The 23,533-nt window shown below is 56.5% G+C and carries 21 protein-coding genes; 4 read left to right on the top strand and 17 right to left on the bottom strand.

The window, feature by feature from the left end; genetic code table 11:
- Window positions 1-4 precede the first annotated feature (4 nt).
- The 3 genes from BUA28_RS09735 to BUA28_RS09725 all read left to right on the top strand — a co-directional run bounded on the left by BUA28_RS09735 (window position 5) and on the right by BUA28_RS09725 (window position 4,427).
- On the top strand, window positions 5-709 hold the full coding sequence (locus BUA28_RS09735; RefSeq protein ID WP_072767919.1) for an ABC transporter ATP-binding protein: 705 nt from the start codon (window positions 5-7) through the stop codon (window positions 707-709).
- Window positions 697-3,264 carry an FtsX-like permease family protein gene (locus BUA28_RS09730; RefSeq protein ID WP_072767918.1) on the top strand — a complete coding sequence of 856 codons (2,568 nt, stop codon included), beginning with the start codon at window positions 697-699 and terminating at the stop codon, window positions 3,262-3,264. The genes BUA28_RS09735 and BUA28_RS09730 overlap by 13 nt, the downstream gene beginning before the upstream one ends.
- Before the next feature lie 83 nt (window positions 3,265-3,347).
- On the top strand, window positions 3,348-4,427 hold the full coding sequence (locus BUA28_RS09725; RefSeq protein WP_072767961.1) for a lipocalin-like domain-containing protein: 1,080 nt from the start codon (window positions 3,348-3,350) through the stop codon (window positions 4,425-4,427).
- 6 nt (window positions 4,428-4,433) lie between these two features.
- Here the strand turns inward: BUA28_RS09725 and BUA28_RS09720 are convergent, their stop codons facing one another.
- From BUA28_RS09720 to djlA, 14 genes are all read right to left on the bottom strand, one after another.
- On the bottom strand, window positions 4,434-5,909 hold the full coding sequence (locus BUA28_RS09720) for an NADH-quinone oxidoreductase subunit N (protein ID WP_072767917.1): 1,476 nt from the start codon (window positions 5,907-5,909) through the stop codon (window positions 4,434-4,436).
- Window positions 5,906-7,408: an NADH-quinone oxidoreductase subunit M gene (gene nuoM / locus BUA28_RS09715; RefSeq protein ID WP_072767916.1), complete on the bottom strand. Its 1,503-nt coding sequence runs from the start codon at window positions 7,406-7,408 to the stop codon at window positions 5,906-5,908. The genes BUA28_RS09720 and nuoM overlap by 4 nt, the downstream gene beginning before the upstream one ends.
- Complete coding sequence (nuoL, locus tag BUA28_RS09710) at window positions 7,405-9,378, bottom strand: NADH-quinone oxidoreductase subunit L (protein WP_072767915.1); 1,974 nt, start codon at window positions 9,376-9,378, stop codon at window positions 7,405-7,407. The genes nuoM and nuoL overlap by 4 nt, the downstream gene beginning before the upstream one ends.
- Before the next feature lies 1 nt (window position 9,379).
- Entirely contained in the window at window positions 9,380-9,706 is a 327-nt protein-coding gene (gene nuoK, locus BUA28_RS09705; RefSeq protein WP_072767914.1) for an NADH-quinone oxidoreductase subunit NuoK, read from the bottom strand.
- Window positions 9,693-10,223: an NADH-quinone oxidoreductase subunit J gene (nuoJ, locus tag BUA28_RS09700; protein WP_072767913.1), complete on the bottom strand. Its 531-nt coding sequence runs from the start codon at window positions 10,221-10,223 to the stop codon at window positions 9,693-9,695. Before nuoJ ends, nuoK begins: the two co-directional genes overlap by 14 nt.
- A gap of 33 nt (window positions 10,224-10,256) precedes the next feature.
- A complete protein-coding gene (gene nuoI, locus BUA28_RS09695) occupies window positions 10,257-10,772 on the bottom strand; it encodes an NADH-quinone oxidoreductase subunit NuoI (RefSeq protein WP_072767912.1) in 516 nt (171 codons plus the stop codon).
- A 38-nt stretch (window positions 10,773-10,810) separates the two neighbouring features.
- Window positions 10,811-11,767 (bottom strand): NADH-quinone oxidoreductase subunit NuoH, encoded by a 957-nt coding sequence (gene nuoH, locus BUA28_RS09690; protein WP_072767911.1) that lies wholly within the window; start codon window positions 11,765-11,767, stop codon window positions 10,811-10,813.
- The gene (gene nuoG, locus BUA28_RS09685) at window positions 11,764-14,541 is read right to left on the bottom strand and encodes an NADH-quinone oxidoreductase subunit NuoG (RefSeq protein ID WP_256598289.1); all 2,778 of its coding nucleotides are present in this window, start codon (window positions 14,539-14,541) and stop codon (window positions 11,764-11,766) included. Before nuoG ends, nuoH begins: the two co-directional genes overlap by 4 nt.
- Window positions 14,529-15,803 (bottom strand): NADH-quinone oxidoreductase subunit NuoF, encoded by a 1,275-nt coding sequence (nuoF, locus tag BUA28_RS09680; protein ID WP_072767910.1) that lies wholly within the window; start codon window positions 15,801-15,803, stop codon window positions 14,529-14,531. The genes nuoG and nuoF overlap by 13 nt, the downstream gene beginning before the upstream one ends.
- Complete coding sequence (gene nuoE / locus BUA28_RS09675; RefSeq protein ID WP_072767909.1) at window positions 15,781-16,311, bottom strand: NADH-quinone oxidoreductase subunit NuoE; 531 nt, start codon at window positions 16,309-16,311, stop codon at window positions 15,781-15,783. The genes nuoF and nuoE overlap by 23 nt, the downstream gene beginning before the upstream one ends.
- Window positions 16,312-16,318: 7 nt before the next feature.
- Window positions 16,319-18,097: an NADH-quinone oxidoreductase subunit C/D gene (gene nuoC / locus BUA28_RS09670; protein WP_178297999.1), complete on the bottom strand. Its 1,779-nt coding sequence runs from the start codon at window positions 18,095-18,097 to the stop codon at window positions 16,319-16,321.
- A 3-nt stretch (window positions 18,098-18,100) separates the two neighbouring features.
- Window positions 18,101-18,697 carry a NuoB/complex I 20 kDa subunit family protein gene (locus BUA28_RS09665; RefSeq protein ID WP_090960479.1) on the bottom strand — a complete coding sequence of 199 codons (597 nt, stop codon included), beginning with the start codon at window positions 18,695-18,697 and terminating at the stop codon, window positions 18,101-18,103.
- Window positions 18,698-18,804: 107 nt separating this feature from the next.
- Window positions 18,805-19,230 (bottom strand): NADH-quinone oxidoreductase subunit A, encoded by a 426-nt coding sequence (gene ndhC, locus BUA28_RS09660; RefSeq protein ID WP_256598288.1) that lies wholly within the window; start codon window positions 19,228-19,230, stop codon window positions 18,805-18,807.
- Window positions 19,231-19,565: 335 nt separating this feature from the next.
- The gene (gene djlA / locus BUA28_RS09655) at window positions 19,566-20,339 is read right to left on the bottom strand and encodes a co-chaperone DjlA (protein ID WP_072767957.1); all 774 of its coding nucleotides are present in this window, start codon (window positions 20,337-20,339) and stop codon (window positions 19,566-19,568) included.
- A 145-nt stretch (window positions 20,340-20,484) separates the two neighbouring features.
- On the opposite strand from djlA, the gene BUA28_RS09650 reads away from it, so the two are divergent.
- A complete protein-coding gene (locus BUA28_RS09650) occupies window positions 20,485-21,219 on the top strand; it encodes a glutathione S-transferase family protein (protein ID WP_072767956.1) in 735 nt (244 codons plus the stop codon).
- 376 nt (window positions 21,220-21,595) lie between these two features.
- Here BUA28_RS09650 and BUA28_RS09645 read toward each other — a convergent pair whose 3' ends face one another.
- The 3 genes from BUA28_RS09645 to BUA28_RS09635 are packed head-to-tail and all read right to left on the bottom strand — an operon-like array spanning window position 21,596 to window position 23,351.
- Window positions 21,596-22,234, bottom strand: coding sequence for a DUF799 domain-containing protein (locus tag BUA28_RS09645; RefSeq protein ID WP_072767907.1), 639 nt, complete (start codon window positions 22,232-22,234; stop codon window positions 21,596-21,598).
- Window positions 22,231-22,665, bottom strand: coding sequence for a DUF4810 domain-containing protein (locus BUA28_RS09640; RefSeq protein ID WP_218587257.1), 435 nt, complete (start codon window positions 22,663-22,665; stop codon window positions 22,231-22,233). The genes BUA28_RS09645 and BUA28_RS09640 overlap by 4 nt, the downstream gene beginning before the upstream one ends.
- A 5-nt stretch (window positions 22,666-22,670) precedes the next feature.
- A complete protein-coding gene (locus BUA28_RS09635; protein ID WP_072767906.1) occupies window positions 22,671-23,351 on the bottom strand; it encodes a CsgG/HfaB family protein in 681 nt (226 codons plus the stop codon).
- Between the last annotated feature and the right edge of the window lie 182 nt (window positions 23,352-23,533).

Below are 23,533 nucleotides of genomic sequence, written 5' to 3'. Positions count from 1 at the left end.
CATCATGCTGGAACTGCGCCATATCGGAAAAGCCTATGCGAGCGGACGGCGAGTGTTAGCCGATCTATCCTATATTCTCGACGCTGGCGAGTATGTTGCGATCATGGGCGAATCCGGGGTCGGTAAATCCACACTGTTGAATCTGATCGCTGGTTTGGATGCCCCGGACTCGGGTGAGGTACTGATTGACGGCATGGCCATGTCATCATTGGACGACGATGCCGCAACGCGGCTGCGACGCAAGGAATTCGGCTTCATTTTTCAGGCTTTTCACATCCTGCCGCATTTGACGCTGAGCCAGAACGTCGCCCTGCCCTTGCTGTTGAACGGTATCCAGGCTGAAGAGGCCACGGAACGAACCGAGCAAATGCTGTTCGCTGTTGGTTTAAGCGGAAGAGGAGACCACTTCTCGCGCCAACTGTCGGGCGGCGAGTTGCAGCGCGTTGCAATCGCCCGGGCGCTGGTCCACCGCCCGAAGCTGATCCTGGCAGATGAACCCACGGGCAACCTCGACCCGGATACGGCACACGACATCCTCACGCTAATGCGCGCCGAAATCAAAGCGAATGGCGCCTCCGGCATTATTGTTACCCACTCGCACGCAGCGGCGGCAACCGCAGACCGCGTGCTGGTGCTGACAAAAGATGGATTGCATCCATTAAACCCGGAAAGTTCGGCAGCTTCACGCCAAAGCAGATGGCGAAGCTGACGCATAGCGGCGCGCTGTCCCGCTGGTTGTTGTGGGGCGAATGGCGGGCCCACCGGTCGCAAGCCGTAGTTGCCGTCATCGCAATCGCGATAGGGGTGGCGCTTGGGTTTGCGATACATCTGATCAACGCTGCCGCCTTCAATGAATTTTCGGCCGCCGCCAGAAGTATTTCCGGTCAATCCGACCTTCAGGTGCGCGGCGCACAAGCCACCTTCGACGAATCACTTTTCCCGGTTCTGGCGGAACGTGATGGTGTCGAACTTGCCAATCCGGTGTTGGAGCTTGATGTCGCCATTCCCGGCAATCGCGACGAAAACAAGGGCGCCACCCTGAAAATTCTCGGGCTGGATATTTTTCGCGCCTCGATCATGACGCCGGACCTGATCGGCATCCCGGCTGAAGACAAGCTCTTCGATATCCTGGCGGATGACGCCATCTTCCTGTCTCCTGCTGCAATGGAATGGCTGGACGTAAAATTAGGCGACCCGCTGCAATTACGCGTCGGAACCCAAGCTATCACGCTACGGGTTGCCGGCGGTTTGACGCGAGCTCGCGCAGGGCAACGCATCGGCGTGATGGATATCGGCGCGGCGCAATGGCGCTTCCAGCGTATCGGCCAATTATCGCGCATCGAATTGAAACTGGTGCGAGGTATGGGTCATGCCGCATTCAAGGCAGCGCTTGAACAGGAACTGAAACTGCGCGGACAATTTCTGGTCACGGAACCTGCAGATCAGGAAACCCGCGTTGCCAACATGTCGCGCGCTTATCGTGTCAACCTGAACATGCTCGCCATGGTGGCGCTGTTCACCGGCACATTCCTGGTATTTTCGACGCAGGCGCTTTCGGTCGTACGGCGGCGCCATCAATTCGCTTTGTTGCGTGTGCTCGGACTAACAAGGCGGCAACTGTTGGGTCAAATTCTGCTTGAGGGTGGCGCCCTTGGCATCGTTGGTTCGCTGTTGGGCCTCGCCCTGGGTTACGTAGCGGCCGCTACCGCGTTGCACGTTTTTGGCGGAGACCTGGGGAGCGGATTTTTTTCAGGAGTGAAACCGAGCGTGCATTTTGACCCGGTGGTAGCGACGTTCCTTTTTTTCCTGGGGCTAAGCACCACCTTGCTGGGTAGTGCCGCGCCCGCCTGGGAAGCAGCAACCGCCAAACCGGCGCCGGCGCTGAAATCCGGTAGCGAAGATGCCGCGCTCTCGAAACTGGCCACGTCCTGGCCTGCCCTGGTATGTCTGGTGTTGGCGGGGGTGCTCACGCAGTTGCCCCCAATTTTTGAATTGCCGATCTTTGGCTATCTTGCGGTGGTGCTGTTGCTGATAGGCGGTATTGCGCTCATGCCGCGTCTCTCAGCATTGATCTTCTCCGCCGTATTTTCCGCGATAAGCAAACGCACATCCCGAGCCATGCCGTTATTGGCGCTGGCCCGGTTAGCCAACGCCCCCAACCAGGCCTCTATCGCACTGGGCGGCGTCCTGGCCAGCTTTACGCTGATGGTATCAATGGCAATCATGGTCGCCAGTTTTCGCGTTTCGGTCGACGATTGGTTGAAACATATCCTGCCAGCCCAGTTATACGTAAAGACGGCAACCAGCGGAGATACGCGTGGCCTTACTCCAGGTGAAAAGGAAGCGCTCGCGGCCCTGCCCGGTATCTCTCGTGCGGACTTTTTCCGCTCGTCCCAACTGACGCTCGATCCACGCCGCCCCAGCATCGCGCTGATGGCTCGCCCCATCGACGCGGCCGATCCGGGCAATACTCTGCCGATAACCGGCGAGGCAATCGCGCCTGCCCTGCTTCCGAAGGACGCGATACCGATCTGGGTATCCGAAGCAATGGTTGATCTATACGGCTATACGCCAGGCACACGGGTAACGTTGCCAATAGCAACACCTTCTCCCGTTTTCGTCGTTGCCGGGGTATGGCGCGATTATGGGCGGCAATTCGGCGCGATACAGATGCGGCTGGCGGATTACCAGGCGCTGTCGGGGGACAACAAAGTAAATGATGCTGCGCTTTGGCTGCAAGAGGGCGTTACACCTGAGCAGGCGATTGCATCGATGAAACGCCTGCCGTTCGGCGATGCGCTGGAATTCTCCGAACCCGGCGAAATATACGCCTCCAGCCTGAACTTTTTCGACCGAAGCTTTGCGGTGACCTACCTGCTGGAAATGGTTGCGATCGTCATAGGCCTCCTCGGAGTGGCAGCAAGTTTTTCGGCGCAAGCCTTAGCACGCGGCAAGGAATTCGGCATGCTGCGCCACATCGGCGCGACCCGCCGCCAGATCCTGTCGATGCTGGCGGTAGAAGGCGGCCTGGTCACCGTGCTTGGCATTGTGCTTGGCTTCGCGCTTGGCGGTTGCATCAGCCTGATTCTCGTCTTCATTGTCAACCCTCAATCATTCCACTGGACGATGGAGTTGAGCCTGCCATGGAGAGGATTGCTGGCCGTAGCCTTCGTATTAACGGCATCGGCCGCTTTGACCGCGCTGCTATCGGGCCGCCATGCGGTATCGGGTAACGCAATACGTGCAGTTAGGGAGGATTGGTGATGGAAATTTTGAAATGCGGTTCTGCCCATACCGGTTCTTCTCCCAAGCGGGGATGCGGGCTCCTCGGCATTGCGAGAAGGGCGATGCGGCTACTGAGCCTGGCTGTTACGTTATTGATTGCCGGGTTCCTGGCGACACGCGCCTCCGCTGAGCCGCCCAGGTTTTCCCCGGTTGTCCCGGGTGTGCCCCTCGTCTTTCCGCAGGATTTTGGCGCCCATCCCGACTTCCGCAACGAGTGGTGGTATGTCACAGGCTGGCTGGAAACGCCGGATAAAAAACCGCTTGGCTTCCAGATAACGTTTTTCCGCGTGGCGACAGAGCACAACCGTGCCAATCCGAGCCGCTTTGCTCCCAAACAGCTCATCATCGCACACGCGGCGTTATCGGATCCTGCGGTAGGCAAACTGTTGCACGACCAGAAAAGCGCGCGCGAGGGTCTGGGCCTGGCTTATACCAAAGAAGGCGATACGGATGTGAAGCTGGACGATTGGTATATGCTGCGCGAGGAAAACGGCCGCTACCAGACCACCATAAAAGCGCGCGACTTCATGCTGCGCTTCTCGCTGACACCCACGCAAAAGCCAATGCTGCAGGATGACGGCGGCTTTTCACACAAAGGGCCGCTACCGGAACAAGCCAGTTATTACTATAGTGAACCGCAGCTGCAAGTGACGGGAACCGTCACCCACCATGACAAGGAGATTGCTGTCAACGGTATTGCCTGGCTCGACCATGAGTGGTCCACCGCCTACCTCGATCCAAGTGCCGAGGGGTGGGACTGGGTAGGCGCCAACCTCGATGATGGTTCTTCCCTGATGGCATTTCTGATTCGCGGAAAAGACGGCCGTAAAGTATGGGCATATGCGGGAATCCGCGATGCTTCCGGCCGCTTTACGCGGTTCGAGCCGGACCAGGTAAGCTTTCAGCCGCAGCGTACCTGGCGCTCCCCTCATACCGACGCCGTTTATCCGGTAGAAATGCGAATTCAAACCGGCTCGACCGTATGGCTGCTTACGCCGCTGCAAGACGACCAGGAACTCGATTCGCGGCAATCGACGGGAGCAGTTTATTGGGAAGGCGCGGTCAGGATCAGCCGCGACGGCAAGCCCGCGGGCCGCGGCTATTTTGAAATGACCGGGTATGTGGAATCGTTGAAGCTATGAATATGATCAGGCCAGATGAACGGCCGTTGTTTCAAGCATACGGATGAGCGGATCTGGATAAACGCCCAGCCATATCAGAAGTAATGCGAGCACCGCGAGTGTAAAACTTTCCGCCAGCGAAGCCTTCACCTTGGGCGCGGCCATTTGCCCGGTTACTGCCTCGGAGCCATGTGCACACATGACTGCGATGATGCGCAAGTAATAATACAGCCCCATCGCGCTGCCGACGGCCAAGACAATGACGAGCAACCACAAGGATGCGCCGACTGCGGCTATAAGCACGTAGAACTTGCCAATGAACCCCATCGTCAATGGAATGCCCGCAAGTGACAGCAGCATGGCGGTAAACACGCCCGCAAGCCAGGGCCTGCGCCAGAACAAGCCGGCATATTCGTTGAGCATATCGCTGTCCTGTTCCGGCGTGCCCCTGGACAATACGGTAACAACACCAAAAGCGCCGAGCATGGTGACGAAATAGGCTGCGAGGTAATAGGCTACTGCTTCGACCGCCATCGCGCCGAACGCCAGAAACCCGACCAGCAGATACCCAAGCTGCGCGATAGACGAATAGGCAAGAATTCGCTTGATGTTGTCCTGGCGCAATGCAAGCAGGTTGCCTGCCAGTATCGTAACGACCGCGATCAGGCTCAGCGCCATGACGACAGATTGCGACTGGTGCGCGTCCGCCACGACGAAATAACGTAGCAGCATCGCAAGCATGGCGCCTTTCGAAACCGTTGCAATGAATGCGGATATCGGTGCGGGCGCACCTTCATACACATCTGGCGTCCACATATGAAAGGGTACCAGCGCGAGCTTGAATCCGGCGCCAACCAGGATCAGCGAGAGGCCGGCAAGTCCATAAGCGTCGAGCCCTCGCTCAAAGACGGCAGGCAGGGCGCCGATCTGCGCGAACTGCATCGTACCCAGTTGGGCATAGATCAACGCCATGCCGAACAGCAGGAATGCCGAGGAAAAGCCTGCCAGAATCAGGTATTTAATTCCTGCTTCGAGGGGCCGCTCCGTGAATCGCGGATAGGCGATCAATGCAAACAGTGAAATGCTGAGCAGTTCCAGGCCCAGCAGAAACGAGGCAAAGTGGCTGCTCGCGACGAGAACCCCGCCACCGAGGGCAGCCAGCAGCAGCAGGATGTAAAGCGCCTCATGCCGGCTTTCGTCACCGCCGAAGTAGCGGTAACACAACACCACGACGACAAAGGTCGCGGCTACGATAAGCCCGATAAAAAACAGCGCATAGTGATCCAGTACCAGCAGAGCCGTGACCTGAGGAGACCCGGCGCCCTGAGACAGAAACAATGATGCAAATGACAGAACCAGCCCGGCGAGCGTCAACATCATGACCGGTCGAGGATGACGATAAAAGGCTGCCGCCAGCATCACCACTACCGCGGACCCGGCAAGGAGGATGAGCGGGGACAGGACCATGAGGTTGGAGTGTAGCGCGAAGGGTGGCGTGTTCATTCCGCATTCCCCTCCCGGTGGGCGACAGCAATCGCGGGCGGACGATTTGCGATGCTCGGTGCAGCGTCGAGCACCGGCTGCGGGTACAGCCCCAGCCATAAGGTAATGGCCGCCATTGAATATAGGGTAGCCATTTCCCGGCCTGATAGATCATGTAGTTGCCAACCCTGCGTATTCTCGCCATGAAAAATTTTCTGCACCAGCGCAAGCGCATACACGACACTGGTGACAAATGCGACGGCTGCGACGGACGCCAGCACGCTGTTGACGCGGGATAATCCCATCAGTACCAGGAATTCCCCGACGAAATTACCCATTCCCGGCAGCCCAAGCGCGGCAATGGCAAAAAACAATCCCATTGCCGCCAGGCGCGGCATGATGCCCCACACGCCTCCAAAGCGATGCATATCGCGGGTATGCGTCCGTTCCTGCAAAATGCCAGCAATTACAAATAGTGCTCCCGTACTGACGCCGTGTGCGATCATTTGCATCACGGCCCCCCCAAGCGACCAAGGATTCCAGGCGAATATCCCGACCACCGCAAAGCCCAGGTGACTCACGCTGGTGTAGGCCACGAGGCGCTTGAAATCTGTCTGGGCGAACGCCAGGAAAGCCCCATAGAGAATTCCGATTGCTCCCAACGCCATTGCCACCGGGGCAAAATACCCCGCCGCTTGGGGAAATAGCGGAACAACGAAGCGCAATAGCCCGTAGGCTCCCGTTTTCAGCAGCACCCCTGCAAGAATCACGCTTCCTGCTGTCGGCGCCTCGGTATGTGCGTCCGGCAGCCACGTGTGAAAGGGCACGATGGGCGTCTTGACTGCGAACGCAATGAAAAAGCCGAGCATGATCCACAGCTCGGTGGAGGGAGACATGGCTGTATTCAACAGCTCGAAATAATCGAATGTCAGGACTCCCGTGCTGCGGTAGTGGACGAATACCAGCGCAAGAATCGCCACCAGCATGAACAGACCGCTCCCCTCGGTGAAAATGAAGAACTTGATCGATGCATACTGCCGCTTCTCATGGCCCCAGATCGCAATCATGAAATACATCGGCACCAGCATCAGCTCCCAGAAGAAGAAAAACAGAAACAGGTCCAGCGCAAGGAATACGCCGACCGCCCCTGCCAAAGTCCATAGCAGGTTTAAGTAAAAGAACCCGGCACGCTCCTGGATTTCTGTCCAGGAACATGCCACCGACACCACCCCCAGAAAAGCGGTCAGCACGACCAGGATGAGGCTTATTCCATCCATGGCCAGATGAAAGCTCACTCCGAAACGCGGAATCCACTCCGCCCTGAGCTCGGCAAGCCACCCTCCGTGAGCGGGAAGAGCCATAGCGCTGGCAGACTGCAGCCAAAGCCATATCGTCAATAGGAGCTCGATGCCCACCGTTGTCAGCGCAACCCATTTCGCAGAGCCTGGGCGCCAGCGTTCAACCACCCATGACAGCATACCGCCGGCCACCAGGATGAAAATTAATGTCGAGAGAATCATGCGAATATCCCGATGAATATAATACTGATCGATCCGGCGGCAATCGCCGCCGCATAGCGGCGTACCTGTCCGCTTTGCGTTGCACTCAAGGCGCGATAGAGAAATAGACAAAGCTCGGCCAGGCCGCTGTAGATATAGTCGATCACGTCGTGCCGATCGACCTTCTGGAGCCACCTCAGTGTGAATGAAATCGCCATTTTGTAGATATTGTCGACCACGTCGTTCCGATCGGCGTACGCAAGCCAGATATAGGGCCGGACGAACAGGAACTCATAAAACCGGTCGAAACCCCAGCCAAAATGCCAGAACTTCCGTATTCTTGCCAATTCCGGGATCAGCATCAGTCCATGGAGAAAGGCGGGATATCTCAAAAACAACAGGTACGCCAGCGCGATGCTGCCAAGAGAGGCAGCAATTGCGAGCAGTTCCAGAACGGTTTCGTCATTTTTACCGTCATGAACGACCTGAGCCGGCGGCAAGGCATGCTGAACAAAATCGGAAAACAGAGTTAAATGGCCGAGAAAAGGTGGCGTTTCAATCCATCCGCCGACTATGGAGAATGCGGCAAGAACTATAAGCGGTATAGTTATGCGCAGCCCTGGCCGTCTGGTATCGGGAGGCGCCGCAGCCCTCGCTTCACCAAAAAAGACGAGAAACACCACACGAAAGATGTAGAGGCCGGTCAATATTGCACCTCCGCATCCCGCAGCCCATAACCATGGATTCCCTCCTTGTGACGACCAGGTCTGCCAAAGAATCAGGTCCTTGCTGTAGAAGCCCGCAGTAACGAGGGGCAGCGCCGCGAGCGATGCGCTGCCAATCAGAAAAGTCCAGAATGCAACGGGAAGTTTTTTCCTCAGCCCACCCATTCGGAAAATATCATGTTCCTCGTGCAGGGTCATAATGACCACACCTGCGCTCAGGAACAGCAGAGCCTTGAAGAAGGCGTGAGTCATCAGGTGAAAGATGGCTGCCGACCAAGCGCCCACTCCAAGCGCGAGGAACATATAGCCGATCTGGCTGATGGTCGAATACGCGAGCACGCGCTTGATGTCTTTTTGAGCAAGTGCACTGAACCCTGCCAGCAACAGGGTAAGAGCGCCTATTACTGCTACCGCCAGTTGTACGGGTGGCGCAAGCGAAAAGAGCACATGCGTGCGGGCGATCAGGTAGACGCCTGCCGTTACCATCGTCGCAGCATGCATCAGCGCGCTCACCGGCGTGGGGCCGGCCATTGCGTCAGGCAGCCAAATCTGTAGCGGGAGCTGGGCAGATTTGCCCACCGCACCGCCAAGCAGAAGCCCTGCAGCGAGAATAGCGAGTTCCGACCCCTCCGGCCACTGCTGCGTCACACGCTGCATCAACGACTGGATGTCAAGGGTTCCCAGATGAGTGAACAGCAGAAAAACGCCGAGCGCCATAGCGGTATCGCCGACCCGCGTGACGATGAATGCCTTCCGCGCAGCACGCCCGTTGCCAGAATCCCGATACCAGAATCCGATCAGCAGATAGCTGCAAAGCCCGACCCCTTCCCAGCCAAGGTAAAGAAACAGCAGATTGTCGGCAAGAACCAGGATGCACATCGAGCCGACAAAGAGATTCATGTAGGCGAAAAAGCGCGCATAGCCGTCATCGCCACTCATGAATTCCGTCGAATAGAGGTGGATCAGGAAACTGATGACGGTCACGACCAGGATCATTACCAGTGATAACGCGTCGAGGTAAAAGCCGATCCCTGGCGAGAAACCGGCCACAGCAATCCAGGTCCATGCTTCCTGCCTGAAGACAAAACCCGGCGGTGGCGCAGCGATGAAATCTATCCCGATCAGGATGGCGATGAGTGCCGACAGAGCCACCGAGCTCGTCCCAATTACCGCAATACTTCGACGCCCCAGATATTTTCCGCTGAGCGCCAGCACCAGGAAACCGGCCAGAGGCAGCGTGGGAATAAGCCAGAGCAGGGACAGCATGTTATCCCCGCATCTTGCTCACCGCGTCGGCATCCAGGGTCTGGAAGCGGCGATGGAGCAACAGCAGCAGTGCGAGGCCGACCGAGACTTCCACCGCTGCCACTGCGAGGATGAAGATGAGCATCACCTGGCCATCGGCCTGCTCCCACCGCGCACCGGCAACCACGAAGGCAAGCCCGGCCGCATTAAGCATGATTTCGATCGACATCAGGATGAAAATCAGATTGCGCCGGACCAGGATGCCGATTAGCCCGAGCGCGAACAGGACCGCCGCAAGCACCAGCCCGTGGTGCATGGGTATCGCGGCAACCGCCTCAGCCGTTCTCATGGCGCTCATCTTCATCCCAGCCATGATGGACATCCTCGTGCCGGCCCAGGTGGCACGCGCCCACCAGTCCTGCAAGCAGCAGCAGCGACGCAAGCTCGACACCAAGAAGATAGGGTCCGAAGAGAGCAATGCCAACCTCTTTCGCAGTCACCGCGACGGCGCCGGCGGCCGTACCGCCTTGCGCGAAGATATATCCCAGTTCGGCCAGCAGAAGCGAGGCCAGAACGGCGGGACCCGCCCAGATGCCCGGAGTCAGCCAGTCCTGCTCTCGCGCGGCGGCGGCTTTGCCAAGGTTAAGCATCATCATCACGAACACGAACAGCACCATGATTGCGCCTGCATAGATAATGACTTCCAGCGCTGCCGCAAAGGGTGCTCCCAGCACGTAGAACACGATTGCCACCGCGAGCAGCGATACGATCAGGTAGAGCAGCGCATGCACCGCGTTCAAGCCCGTGATGACCATCAGCGTGGCCGCTACGGCGATGGCGCCGGAAAGATAAAATGTGAACTCCATGCTGCCTCCGTACTTTCAGTTCTGGTTGGAAATTCAAGGCAACAAGCGATGCAGATCCACGGGCGGCGCCTCGTCCTGTGCATCGCCTTTGTCCTTGCCCTTGATCGCAAGGCCCGCCACCCGGTAGAAGTTATAGCCGGGGTATTTTCCAGTGCCGTCGATCAACAGATCCTCTTTTTCGTACACCAGGTTTTTCCGGTCGTATTCGCCCATTTCGAAATCCGGGGTAAGCTGGATAGCATCGGTGGGACACGCTTCCTCGCAGTAGCCGCAGAAAATGCAGCGTGAAAAATTGATGCGGAAAAATGACGGGTAACGACGGCCATATTCATCTTCCGTTGCCTGGAGTGCGATGCAATCCACCGGACATGCCGCGGCGCAGAGATAGCACGCCACACAGCGTTCTTCTCCGTCAGGGTCGCGGCTCAGGATGATGCGCCCGCGCCAGCGCGGCGGAATAACAGGTTTCTCGTCTGGATACTGAATCGTTACCCGGCGCCGGAACATGTGCAGAAAGATCGTCCACATCGTTTTCAGAGAATTCCACATGTCATTTTTCTCCTCAAGTCACAGTCCACCCGGCATTCTCATGATTTCCATGCCAATACGATCGCCCCCGTGACCAGCAGATTGACCAGGGTTAGGGGCAGCATCACTTTCCAGGCATAAGCCATCAGTTGATCGTAGCGGGGCCGCGGCAACGACGCGCGCAAAAGAATGAAGAAACCAATGACAATGAAGGTTTTAAGCAGAAACCACATCAATGGAGGTAATAGCGGCCCCAGCCAGCCGCCAAAGAACAGTGTCACCATCATCGCCGAAATGAGAATGACGCCGACGTATTCGCCGATAAAAAACAGCCCGAACTTCATGCTGGAGTATTCGGTGTGGAAACCGGCAACCAACTCGTTCTCCGCCTCTGGGAGATCGAAAGGCAGCCGGCGCGCTTCGGCAATGCCGGCAACGGTAAAGGTTATGAACCCGAGGATCTGCGGAATGCAAAACCACAGGTCTTCCTGCGCCGCGACAATATCGCGCAGATTGAACGAGCCGGCCAGCATGACCACGCCCATCAGCGAGAGGCCCATGAAGACCTCGTAGCTCAGCATCTGTGCTGCTGCCCGGAACCCGCCCAGCAGTGAGTATTTGTTATTCGAGGCCCATCCACCGAGAACAATGCTGTAAACCCCCAGCGAGGACATGGCGAGGAAAAATAACAAGCCAATGTTCAGATCGACTACGCCGATGCCCGGCGCAACGGGCACCACGGCGAACGCAAGCAGCGTGGTGACGGCGATGATTACCGGCGCCAGCACGAACAGGGCTTTTTCAGAAAACGGCGGAACCCAGTCTTCCTTGCTGAGGAGCTTGATCGCATCGGCAGCGATCTGCAGCAAACCGAACGGACCCACCCGGTTCGGCCCATAGCGGTCCTGCCAGACGCCGAGCAAACGGCGCTCGATCCAGGACAACAGCGCCGCGAAACTGAACACAACGGCCAGAATCAGTATCACGTTCGACCAGGCGAGCGCCAGTTCGCTCATGATGGAGTCTCCTGCCCCACCCCTGTTACCTTGCCCCAAGCCGGTACCGCGATTCCCGCCAATACCGGCAAACCGACAGGCAGGCCAGCCGAGCCGCGCTGCAACCCGGGCTCCAACCGTACTGGCAGCCTATACTTCTGGCCGGGATTCCGTTGTAACTGCAGTTGCGAGTCATCCCCGGTGGCAAGGCCGAGCTCCGCCGCGTCGTCTGGATTGAGCGCAAGATATGGCTTTGCCGCAAGTTCTGCGAGCGCAGGCGCGAGCGCGCTCAACTCCTCTGTACCGAAGATATGACGAAGCGGCACGACCAGCCATTCGCCCGCGCGCCGCTCGAATGCTGACGGTATGTTGGTAAAGTACCCGACTTTTCCGGCCGGTAGCGGCTCGATCAGACGCACACCCGGATCCCCGCCGGTGAGCGCCCCCCCAACCTCGTCCTGAAATTTGTTGAGTGCCTGTACCGAGTTCCAGCCCGGGGCCCAAAAACGCGGATTGAGCGCGGGAGGAGGATGATTCGGATATCCTTCCATCGAGAATGAGAGTGGCGCATCCGGATCTTCGGGTGGCTCGGGTTCATGCACGTCGATGTTCGCCAGCATGGCGGTTCGCCCGCTGTAACGGTGTGGCTGGCGGGGGACCTTCTGGCCGCCAATACGAAAATTTGCCGTCGGCGCAGCTCGCAAAATAGGTTGTAATCCTGGAATTGAAGCAGCGCAGGCGGCAGTAACCTGGTCCAGGTTCAGCCAGGGATCGTCTTTATCAGCCCCGGCTGCCGTTATGAGGTCTTGCGCCCAACGCCAGCTTTCCTGAATATCGCCCTGGGGGACAAACACCTGAAAGAAGCGCTGCGCCCGGCCTTCATTATTCACCAGTGTGCCGTCTGTCTCGGCAAAAGTTCCGGCTGGCAGCACCACGTCCGCTCTCGCGCTGGTCGCATGGCTGATGTGGTCAATAACGACAACGTTCCTTGCTGCCGCGAGGAACCGATCTACTGCTGCAGCGTCAGCGCGGTGGTAAAGATCATTTTCCAGGATAATAACGGTGTCGGCCGCGATCCCTGTATAGGCAGCGGTGCCGAGCACTGTCTCGAACGCCAATTCGAGATGGGCTCCGCCTATCATGGCCGCACCCAGGCTGTTGCATTCAGGAACCGCGAAGCAAAGCTCCGCCGCATGCCCCGTATTGCACAGCGCCCACGCCACACTGGCTGCCGCTTCGATGACAGCCACATTAGCGCAGCCCATGCCGGAAACGACGAGAGGGCGCCCTGCGGCCTTTAGCGCTTTTGCGATCGTATCGGCCAGCGTCCGCATCGTATCTGGTAAGTCCGATACCGGAGGAGCCCTGGGATCGATCGCATGCGCCACCGCAAACCCGAGCCGGGCCAAATCGTCGGGAACCCCGCGAAACATCTCGGTAGCAACATCGTCGAGCTTGGTGTCGGCAATGGCGGCGATAAATAGCGGCCCCTGCTCCTGCTGCACCGCTGCGCGCACCGCATGGTCGTTCCAATGGGGAATGTGCATCTTCTCGGCCATTTTCTGCGGCTGGCGACGAATCGACTGGCGTAGCGCAAGCGCCAGCAGGGGAGCGGTATTGGTTACATCTTCGCCCAGCACCAGAACGGCGTCAGCAAGCTCCACCTCGTGCAATGATGGCGAACGCGCCGGGCCCTGCCCCAGAATATCCAGCATGGAAGCGAGCAGACGACCATCCTGTTCGGAAACGCCGGCATAAAACCGTTCGGGCCCAACCAGCGTGCGTAACGCAAAATTGGCTTCGATCGAGGCGCGCGGAGACCCGATGCCAATTATTCTGGTTCCATTAGCCAGTAATTCGGCCAAAAACTGCACTGCTTCGCCTTTGCTGATAGGCTGCAATGGTTCGCTTCGGTTGTTGCGCAAGGCCGGTCGCCTGATGCGCCGCTCGCTGTTGACAAAGTCGTACCCATAACGCCCGCGGTCACAGAGAAAATAGCCGTTGACCGCGCCGTTGAAACGATTGTGAATTCGACGCAATGTGCCGTAGCGCTCGCCGGGGATCGTGTTGCAGCCCAGTCCGCAGTGCACGCATACGGAAGGCGCTGTCTGAAAATCCCACTTGCGCGTGTAATGCTGCTTCAGGGACTTGTCGGTAAAAACACCGGTAGGACACACCTCCACCAGATTCCCGCTGAACTCACTTTCGAGAGTCCCGTCCTGGTGGCGTCCAAAGTAAACCTCGTTGCGCAGCACCAGCGCATCGAAATCGCGCCCGCCGGCATAGTCGCGGTAGAAGCGTGTGCAGCGGTAGCACTGGATGCAGCGGTTCATCTCGTGGTTAACGAGAGGACCGAGGTTCTGGTTGTGAAATGTACGCTTCCGGCCGCGATAACGGCGATAAGTATGCCCCGTCATAACCGTCATGTCCTGCAGATGGCATTCGCCGCCCTCATCGCAAACCGGGCAGTCGTGCGGATGATTGATCATCAGCCATTCGATTATGCTTGCGCGGAATTCCCGCGCCTCGGGATCCTCGATCGAGATGCGGGCACCGTCTGTGGCTGGCGTCATGCAGGCCATGACAATCTTGCCGTGCTTGTCCTCTTCGTTCTTGAACTGCTTGATCGCGCACTGGCGACAGGCGCCTACCGAGCCTAATGCGGGGTGCCAGCAAAAATACGGGAGGTTGAACCCCAGCGAAAGACATTGTTGCAGCAGATTTTCTCCCTCTTTCACCGGGTAAGGTCGATTGTCGATATGGATCGTCGCCATCTTCACCTTTAGGATCTCCAAGGGCAGCGCTTCTCGCGGATGTGCCGGTCGAAATCGTCGCGGAAATACTTGAGGCCGCTTTGCAATGGTTCCGCGGCGCCTGGCGCCAGTGCGCAAAACGTGTGCCCCGGGCTCAGCAGGCGCGCATGAGATTGAAGCCGTTCCAGGTCCGAGGCTTCCCCTTTGCCATCTTCCAGGCCTTTCAGTATCTGTTCCACCCACGACAGCCCAGACCAGCAAGGCGTGCACCAGCCGCACGATTCCTGCGCAAAGAAATGTTCCAGATTGTGCAACATGCCAACAGGGCAGGTCCTGTCGTCGAGGATAATCATGGTGCCAGTGCCAAGGCGACTACCCGCCGCCTGCATCGAGTCAAAATCCATCGCCACATCAAGGTGGTCGGCGATCATGAAATCCGTCGATGCCCCGCCCGGCAGCAGACCGCGGAAGCGGTATCCATTGCGCATCCCCCCAGCGTGTTCTTCCAGGATTTCGCGGATGGGCGTACCCATCGGCAATTCCCACAGTCCTGGCTTCTTCACTCTTCCGCTCACGCCATAGAGCTTGGTGCCGCCATCGCCGCTACGGCTCAGGTTTTTGAACCATGCGGCACCCTTGTTCACGATATGCGGCACGCAGCATAACGTTTCGACATTGTTGACGACGGTGGGCTTACCCCATAAGCCGCTTACCTGGGGATAGGGAGGCTTGGCCCGTGGATTGGCACGCTTGCCCTCGAGTGCGTTAAGCAGCGCGGTCTCTTCACCGCACATGTAGCGCCCCGCGCTGACGTGGAGGTGAAGCTCCAGGCTGTACGACGAACCGGCGATATTCCTGCCCAGATACCCCCGGTGGTACGCTTCGGCGATTGCCTGCTCCAGCCGCTGAGCCGCGAGTTTGTATGCCCAGCGCAAGAAAATGTAGCCGACATCGGCCTGGACGGCATATGCGCTTACGATCATGCCTTCTATCAACTGGTGCGGGTCGCCTTCAAGCAACAGGCGGTCCTTGAACGTACCGGGTTCCATCTCGTCCGCGTTGCAGATGAAGTATTTGGGATGGGGAGCGTCGTCCCCCATCGGCACGAAACTCCATTTCTGCGCCGTGGGAAAACCAGCGCCGCCGCGTCCGCGCAGGTTTGCCTCTTTCACTGCCGCGGTCACGTCGCCAGGTGCCATACGCAGCGCTTTGCGCAGCGCCGCGTAGCCTCCTGCCTTTTCATACTGCGCGAGATCGGGCGGCGCTTTTTCCGGTGCAATGCTACGGGTCAGCGGTGTTTCCATCAGCGGGCCCTCTTTTTTCCTTTTTTTCTTCCCTTATTTCTTCCATACGGTATTTCGCGAGAATTTCATCCAGCCTGTCAGGGTCCAGGTCCTGATAATGCGTACTGTCTATCATCATCGCCGGCGCGTGGTCGCAGGCGCCGAGGCATACATTCGGCAGCAACGTGAAGCAGCCATCGGCGGTAGTCTCGCCCAGCCCGATACCCAACCGTGCCCGAAAATGTTCACGCAGCCGGTCGTAACCCATAATCCAGCAACTCACGCTGTCGCACAGCAAGATCACGTGCCTGCCCACCGGTTTCCGAAAAATCATGTTGTAGAAAGTTGCCACACCCTCCAATTCCGCCGCCGCCATTTGCAGCGCCTCAGCCACGTCCGCAATGCCTTCGTCCGACACCCACCCACGGTGCTCCTGTACGATCTTGAGTGCTTCGATACACAGCGCCCGCGTCGTCGGGTAGTGCTGCGACTGCGCCTCTATTTCCTGTTTTTCCTCTTCACTTAGCATCTGCGCCTCAACGGTCCACGTCGGCCATGACAAAATCAATGCTACCCAGAATGGCGATCAGATCGGAAATCATCAGCCCGCGACTGATCAGGGGAATCATTTGCAGGTGCGGAAAAGAAGGTGTGCGGATGCGCACGCGGTAGGCCATGGTGCTGCCGTCGCTGATCAGGTAATAGCCATTGTTGCCTTTGGTCGCCTCAATGCCGACGAATGCTTCGCCCGGCGGGATGACCGGCCCCCAACTCACGCCCAGAAAATGATTGATGAGAGTCTCGATGTCATGCAGGGTATACTTCTTGAGCGGCGGCGTAGTCAACGGATGATCCGCCTTGTAAGGCCCCGCCGGCATATGGTTGAGGCACTGCTCGATGATGCGCAGGCTCTGGCGAATCTCCTCGGCGCGCACCACGCAGCGGTCATAGCAATCGCCGTGTTGCCCCGTGGGTATATCGAAATCGAACTGCTCGTAGCCCGAGTAAGGCCGCTCCTTGCGAAAATCCCATGCAAAACCGCAGGCACGCAGACCCGGCCCCGTCACGCCCCACTCAATCGCCTCATCCACTGTATACGTACCGATACCGCGGCTGCGTGCCTTGAGGATGCGATTGCCCAGCGCGATCTTGTCATACTCGTCGAGTCGGGGGGGGAGATAATCGAGGAAGTCGCGCACCAGCCGGTCCCACCCATCAGGCAGATCCTGCGCCACGCCGCCAATGCGATACCAACTCGGGTGCATGCGGCCTCCGCAAATAGCCTCGACGATATCGAATACCCGCTCCCGGTCGGTGAACATGAAAAATACAGGCGATAACGCGCCCAGATCCTGGGCATAAGTCCCATAGAACACAAGATGGCTTGCGATGCGGAAAAATTCAGCCATCATCACGCGTATTACCTTTACGCGCTCGGGCACTTCGATGCCCGCCAGTTTTTCTACCGCCAGCACGTAAGGGAGGTTGTTGATCACCCCTCCCAGATAGTCCACGCGGTCGGTATAGGGGATGTAGGTGTGCCAGGACTGACGCTCACCCATTTTTTCCGCGCCGCGATGATGAAAGCCTATATCGGGCACGGCGTCGATGATTTCTTCCCCATCGAGTTGCAATACGATGCGAAAGACGCCGTGCACCGATGGGTGGTTCGGTCCCAGGTTGAGAAACATGAAATCGGTGCTTTCATGTGCACGCCGCATTCCCCACTCTTCCGGATGGAAGCGTAGCATCTCCTGCTCGGCATCCCCCTTATCCTGCGGTAACCGGAAAGGCTCCATTTCCGTGGCGCGAGCGGGATGGTCCTTAAGTAGCGCGTGGCCTTTCCACCAGGGGGGCAACAGGATACGGCGCAGGTGTGGATGCCCCGTGAAAACGATGCCGAACATGTCCCATATCTCTCGCTCATACCAGTTCGCTGCAGGCCAAATGCCGGTGATGGTGGGCACCAGCAAATCGTCGGCAGAAAGCGCGAGCTTGAGACGGATGTCCGCGTTGCGCTCGAACGACAGCAAGTGATAAATTACAGTGAAATCACTCGGCGGCTGATCGCCCCGGTGAACACGGGTGCGCTCGTCGATGGCGGTAAGGTCATACAGCATGCGATAAGGACGCTGCGCCTCCAGTTTCAGGTAGCGCAAAACATCGCACACGCTGTTCCTCGCTACCCACTGTGTCGGTATGCCATCGCAGGTTTCCTGCGTGGCCCCGATTGCCGCGCCAAAGCGATCCTTCAATTCCGCAAGAATATCGGGAACGTTCTGTTCCAGGACAACGCTGGATGAAGTCTCGCTCAAGGTTCAAACCTCGTCGGGACTACGCAGTACGGTCTCGCGCATTCTCCGGGCTCTGTTGATATCCCGCTGCGATAACCGGTCCGACCGCTCGACCCCTTGCGGGCCGATGACCCAGCTCAGCGGACGCCTTTCCTTGCCAATCGCGTCCTGGAGCAGATTCAAGCCCTGCATGAATGCATCCGGACGAGGCGGACATCCTGGAACATAAATATCCACCGGGATGAACGCATCCACCCCCTGTACCACGCTGTAGATATCGTACATGCCCCCGGAGTTGGCGCAGGAGCCCATCGAGATCACCCAGCGCGGTTCCAGCATTTGGTCATAAAGCCGCTGGATCACTGGGGCCATCTTCATGAATACGGTGCCAGAGATGACGATCAAGTCCGCCTGACGAGGTGAGGCGCGGATCACTTCGGCGCCGAACCGCGCAATGTCATACTTGCTGGTGAAGCTCGTGGCCATTTCCACGTAACAACACGAGAGACCGAAGTTGTAAGGCCAGACGGAATTTTTTCGACCCCACGCAATGAGGTCTTGCAGCCGCGCCAGCAATACACTGCGTTGCCCGTCTTCTTCAATACCATGATTACTGCGCATAACCGACTTGTGGTGTGGCGGCTCAGTTGGCTCAGTTGACTCAGCGGGCTCGCGGGACTCGATTGGCTCGATTGGCCCAGTTGGCTCGGCTGCCCTGGTTGCCTTGCTCAGTGACCATCGCATCGTTCGATCCCTCTCTTCCCATTGGAACGATGTCCGCTGGAACTCCAGTCCAGCGCGCCCAGCATCCATAAATAAGCCAGTGCTGCGCCCAGAACACCAACGAAGATAACCACCTCGATATACCCAGCCCAGCCCAGTTCGCGAAAAGCGACCGCCCAGGCAAAGAGGAACACAGCTTCCACGTCGAAGATCACAAAGAACATTGCGATCAGATAAAACTTGGCAGACAGCCGCAATCGCGCAAAACCAACGGTGACAACACCGGACTCGAACGGCTCATCCGCCACCCTGGCCTGGTGACGTTCACCAATGACATAAGAAAGCAACAGGATTACGCCCATCAGCGCGATGACGAGAAGGAAGTAGGCTACCAGAGGCCAAACCTCAGTCAATTGTGCAGGCGTATTCAAGGATCAGGCTCCTTGGACTTCCGTCCTCAGTCGATCCCGGCGAAACTCCAGGATGCGGAACCTTAGTCTGGTTCATCTCGTAGATGTGTTCTGTACGATAGCCAACAAACGAATCAGGCACGTCGTTTGCTCAGTCAGCCGTTGGAAGGATGATTGAGCAAACGTGGACAAGCTTCGGCGTGGATTTATTTAGCGGTTCAAGGCGAGGATGCCCCGAGAATACATAATCGGGATCAGTCCGGGAGGAGCTGGCGGGGAAATTTCTTCCCCACTTGCATTGGCGAAAGCAAAACCGTATTGCGAAGGAAAATATGAGAAATTCTGGACAAAGGCGACTACATATTGCGGCTCTTTTTAATCAAGTCATAAGCGGTCTGTACTTCCTGAGTTTGTGCGGTAGCCACAGCAATCATATCTTCCGGGACCCCCTGTCCCATTAATTTGTCCGGGTGATACTGGCTTATCAGCTTCCGATAGGCCCGCTTTATTTCCTGGTCGCTGCTTTCCTTCTTTACACCTAATGCTTTATAAGCCTCATCCAGCGCGTTGGCCGAAGGTACGCGCCCTCCCGCGAAGTGTGACTGGTTTAAGACCATCTCCAGCAATCGTGAAAACGCAAGCTGATCGTACCCCAGGCGAAGCGCAATACCTTTTAACAAACTTTCCTCAGCCGCATCCATTCGCCCGTCGGACAGCGCCATGACGATAAGGTAAACCAGCAGCATCTGCTTCAGGCTATGGGTGTGTCCGCAAACAGCGATAAATTCGTTCAGCTTCGGCTCAAAATCGAAATCGGACGCCGCTCCCTGCCTGAACAAGGCAATTGCGCGCTCACGGTGTTCGGACGACATGTGCAACTTTTGCATGAAATCTTCAACATGAGTGATTTCATCTTGCGAAATATGGCCGTCCGCTTTGGCAAGCTTCCCCATCAGCAAAAAAACAGCTTCGATAAAAACCGACTGCCGATGAGCATTCGTAAACGGATTAACCGCACCCGAGCCGTAAGCTATGTAACGGTCGACGATACCTCCGACGATATAGCCAAGCACTGCGCCGAAAATGCCGAAGAAGTGATAGCCTAGCAAAACCCCAATTATTTTGAACAACATGAAATTCCTGCCATTATTGGAAAAAATTGACTATGGATCAGTTTACCGAAGCCTTGCTCAGTTCGCAGAAATATATCCGCCAGGAAGCGGCGGAAGTTTTTGATAATTCACCTCGATGCACGAAGCAAACAAGGAGATAACCATGATTGAATTGCACTCGAGCCCAACGCCAAACGGCCAGAAGGTGATGATCATGCTTGAGGAGATGGAAGCCGAATGGAAGCATGTCGACGTGAATATCAGCGTCGGTGAACAGTTCGAGCCCGAACACCTGAAGCTCAGCCCCAACAACAAGATTCCTGCCATCGTGGATACGGACGGGCCTGGGGGTGGCCCCTACACAATGATGGAATCGGGCGCTATTCTTGTTTATCTCGCCGAGAAATCCGGAAGATTCATGCCAAAGGATGCGCGTAAGCACTATGACACATTGCAATGGCTGTTTTTCCAGGTAGCACATATCGGGCCCATGTTCGGCCAGGCTAATCACTTCAATGGCCAGGCCAAGGATAACCACTACGCCCGGGATCGCTACAACAACGAATCGCTACGTCTGTACCGCGTACTGGAAAACCGATTGAGCAAATATCAATGGCTCGCTTCCGACGAATATACTATCGCCGATATCGCCACTTATCCGTGGTGCAAAGGGCATAAAGATCGCGGCATCGACAGCATTGCTTTTCCCAATTTCATGCGCTGGTTCGACGCCGTGCAGGCACGCCCGGCCGTGCGGCGCAATAATGAAATGACAACCAAAATTCGCGAGCGCATGGAAAAGGCGGCAGAGAGCCGCCCACATATCAATATTTATGATACGAAGGATAATGCCGAGCGCCTCACTCAGGCTACGTTGCCAAGGAACGGCGGCAAGTAGGGGAATACTTGCGCTTGTATTTTGTATGAGTGGACCTCAGCCGATCTTCAAGGAAGAGATCACAGCAGAGAATATGACAGAAAAATATTTATCGGCAAAATTTTTCCTTGCTATAGCAATATGGCAGTTCTTGATATTAATATTAATGTTAATGTCATACACGAAAGCCTGGAAAATCTGAAGCGAGGCTGCATAGCTGTATGCATCTCAGCGAAAAGAATATCAACAACGATAATTGGGGGAGCGCCGACACCCTCACTATCCAGGATAGTATTGCGCCGCCTCGTCTGGGCTATCTTGCGCTCAAGCACCCGAAATAGCGCTTCTTTCAGCCCTGAAACTATAAGCAACCAATGACATGCTAACTGCACTGACGTTAAAACTTGTCCTGATCCCTGCCATAATCAGCGTTATAAGGCCCAGCGGGCAAACCACGAGGGGGTATGAATGCCTGGTTATTTGCCTGTCTAGCCAGCGGAAGATAATCGGCAAGCATAGCTGTTATCGCGGCACTTACCGCCATGCTTATCAGGTCGCCTCCCCCGGAACTTTGGGCAACCTGTTGTTTTGAACGCCATAGAACAGTACCCGTTTTAGTATCCTTCAACTCGTAATCCATCTCCACAACGACCGTCGAGGCGAGAACGATATATTTGCTGCTCCAATCCTTGATAGTAATAAACAGTGCCGCGTCTGCCCCGAATAATTCAAACAAGCGTTGCGTATCCAGTTGGTGGATATGCCCGGCTTCAGCCAGCCCGAAATCCCGTAATACCAGATCAGTCAGATATACCGGAAAAACGTAATAGCCTCGTTCTGCCAACGGCCTTGTAATGGTAGAGACAAAAACGGATGGTGCGCTGATTTCCGTCGTCTCGTTAAGTACCGGCACAATCACTATCGAACGTGGTTTATATGTGTGGAAGGCCGATAGATCAATTTTCTCTGGCTGCACGGCACAACCGGAAAGCAGGTTCAAAGCGACACACGCAGCAATAGCCAGAATTGACTTCATGGCTGAGTTCCGTGAATTATGGCTGCCTGTGGCTGATGCTTTTCAGCAGAATCAGATTCCTTTTGCTTGATGCGCTCAATCAGTTTGGTCATAAAGGCGTCAGATTCCGGAAAAATGCGTTTTTCTTTTTCAAAATAGGCAATCGCTCCTTCACGATCACCCCGTTTGAACAATAAAAAGCCGTAGTCCGCATACGCGCCGGGGGGAATTCTTAAATTTTCCTGCTCGGCCTTAGTGATGGTTTCGAGCAAATAAGCATCGGCTTGTGGATGGTTTTGGCTGACATAGCGGTCATGTAGCCCATCCTCAAACCGACCCCAATGGTAGATGGATGGCGCGCCACAACCTGTGAGGCCCATTGCGACGACCAGAACCAAAAACCTGGAATAGATCCGTTCAGGATCACTCAGGGAATAGTGATCGTTTTTCATATTTTTTACTGCCCCATCGCGCGGCGTGCATCCAGGGTTTGCGCCACGCTGTTAATCATATTGACGATTGCGGCATCAATCGCTTTTCCTTCCAGAGTTGAATCAAAACCCGTCGCACCACCAAAGCCGAAGGTGCTGCTGGACGACAAATCCGCTTCTCCCGAGCCTTCCTGTGTATAGAACAGTTGGCCCGTCTTGGGATCCACCAGCCTCAATACAACACGTGCCCGCGCTCGTTGAGTTTTTTGCTTGCCCACCAACCATGTATTTCCAGTGGTATCTCGCCCTAACTCGGCAACCGAACCAAGAATCAAGGCATCGACCCCTTTCAGATTTTGCTTGAACTGCTCTTTGCTGATGCCCATCAGGTCAGCTTCCGCAGCCAGCTTGCCAATGTCCTGTCGCTCGACCACGTTGAAACGTTGCGTTGCCATCAGGTGCCGGGCCAGCAGATCAGATGCCTGCTTTCCGATACGGTCACCGGAAGCATCAGTAAAAAGACCACTACCGTAAATTGATTCATTGGTGAAACGCGCGATACCGACAGTCATGCGTTCGGCGGCGGGCAAAGGCCGTGCGGCCACCCTCGGCCCAGGGTCTTTAACGCCTTCTTGTACTGTGCGGGTAGGGCTTGCACAGGCACTCAACATCAATACTGCGCATACAATCGATAATCTTGTATTCATGTGGCCTCGTCTGAATTTACGTAAACGGGATCAGTAACCAACAATCGGAATCTGTTTAAGGGTCGAGATATTAACTCATACTCAGCAGTTTGAAAATTGGAGGTTTCAGGAATTTTTTTCTTCTTATCGCCTGTTGGCGTTTGCGGCATTATCAAGGGAATATTTCAGACCTTACCCGGAAG

The sequence above is a fragment of the Nitrosospira sp. Nsp11 genome, assembly GCF_900142705.1.
Classification (GTDB): Bacteria; Pseudomonadota; Gammaproteobacteria; order Burkholderiales; family Nitrosomonadaceae; genus Nitrosospira.
The sequence above is the reverse complement of the archived record's forward strand: the minus strand, read 5'-3'. Positions and strand labels throughout refer to the sequence as shown.

What these genes read in the sequence shown, in the direction of transcription:
- BUA28_RS09735 (WP_072767919.1), top strand. Translation starts at nt 5, where the DNA reads ATGCTGGAACTGCGCCATATCGGAAAAGCCTATGCGAGCGGACGGCGA.
- BUA28_RS09730 (WP_072767918.1), top strand. Translation starts at nt 697, where the DNA reads ATGGCGAAGCTGACGCATAGCGGCGCGCTGTCCCGCTGGTTGTTGTGG.
- BUA28_RS09725 (WP_072767961.1), top strand. Translation starts at nt 3,348, where the DNA reads ATGCGGCTACTGAGCCTGGCTGTTACGTTATTGATTGCCGGGTTCCTG.
- BUA28_RS09720 (WP_072767917.1), bottom strand. Translation starts at nt 5,909, where the DNA reads ATGAACACGCCACCCTTCGCGCTACACTCCAACCTCATGGTCCTGTCC.
- nuoM (WP_072767916.1), bottom strand. Translation starts at nt 7,408, where the DNA reads ATGATTCTCTCGACATTAATTTTCATCCTGGTGGCCGGCGGTATGCTG.
- nuoL (WP_072767915.1), bottom strand. Translation starts at nt 9,378, where the DNA reads ATGCTGTCCCTGCTCTGGCTTATTCCCACGCTGCCTCTGGCCGGTTTC.
- nuoK (WP_072767914.1), bottom strand. Translation starts at nt 9,706, where the DNA reads ATGAGAACGGCTGAGGCGGTTGCCGCGATACCCATGCACCACGGGCTG.
- nuoJ (WP_072767913.1), bottom strand. Translation starts at nt 10,223, where the DNA reads ATGGAGTTCACATTTTATCTTTCCGGCGCCATCGCCGTAGCGGCCACG.
- nuoI (WP_072767912.1), bottom strand. Translation starts at nt 10,772, where the DNA reads ATGTGGAATTCTCTGAAAACGATGTGGACGATCTTTCTGCACATGTTC.
- nuoH (WP_072767911.1), bottom strand. Translation starts at nt 11,767, where the DNA reads ATGAGCGAACTGGCGCTCGCCTGGTCGAACGTGATACTGATTCTGGCC.
- nuoF (WP_072767910.1), bottom strand. Translation starts at nt 15,803, where the DNA reads ATGGAAACACCGCTGACCCGTAGCATTGCACCGGAAAAAGCGCCGCCC.
- nuoE (WP_072767909.1), bottom strand. Translation starts at nt 16,311, where the DNA reads ATGCTAAGTGAAGAGGAAAAACAGGAAATAGAGGCGCAGTCGCAGCAC.
- BUA28_RS09665 (WP_090960479.1), bottom strand. Translation starts at nt 18,697, where the DNA reads ATGCGCAGTAATCATGGTATTGAAGAAGACGGGCAACGCAGTGTATTG.
- BUA28_RS09650 (WP_072767956.1), top strand. Translation starts at nt 20,485, where the DNA reads ATGATTGAATTGCACTCGAGCCCAACGCCAAACGGCCAGAAGGTGATG.
- BUA28_RS09645 (WP_072767907.1), bottom strand. Translation starts at nt 22,234, where the DNA reads ATGAAGTCAATTCTGGCTATTGCTGCGTGTGTCGCTTTGAACCTGCTT.
- BUA28_RS09640 (WP_218587257.1), bottom strand. Translation starts at nt 22,665, where the DNA reads ATGAAAAACGATCACTATTCCCTGAGTGATCCTGAACGGATCTATTCC.
- BUA28_RS09635 (WP_072767906.1), bottom strand. Translation starts at nt 23,351, where the DNA reads ATGAATACAAGATTATCGATTGTATGCGCAGTATTGATGTTGAGTGCC.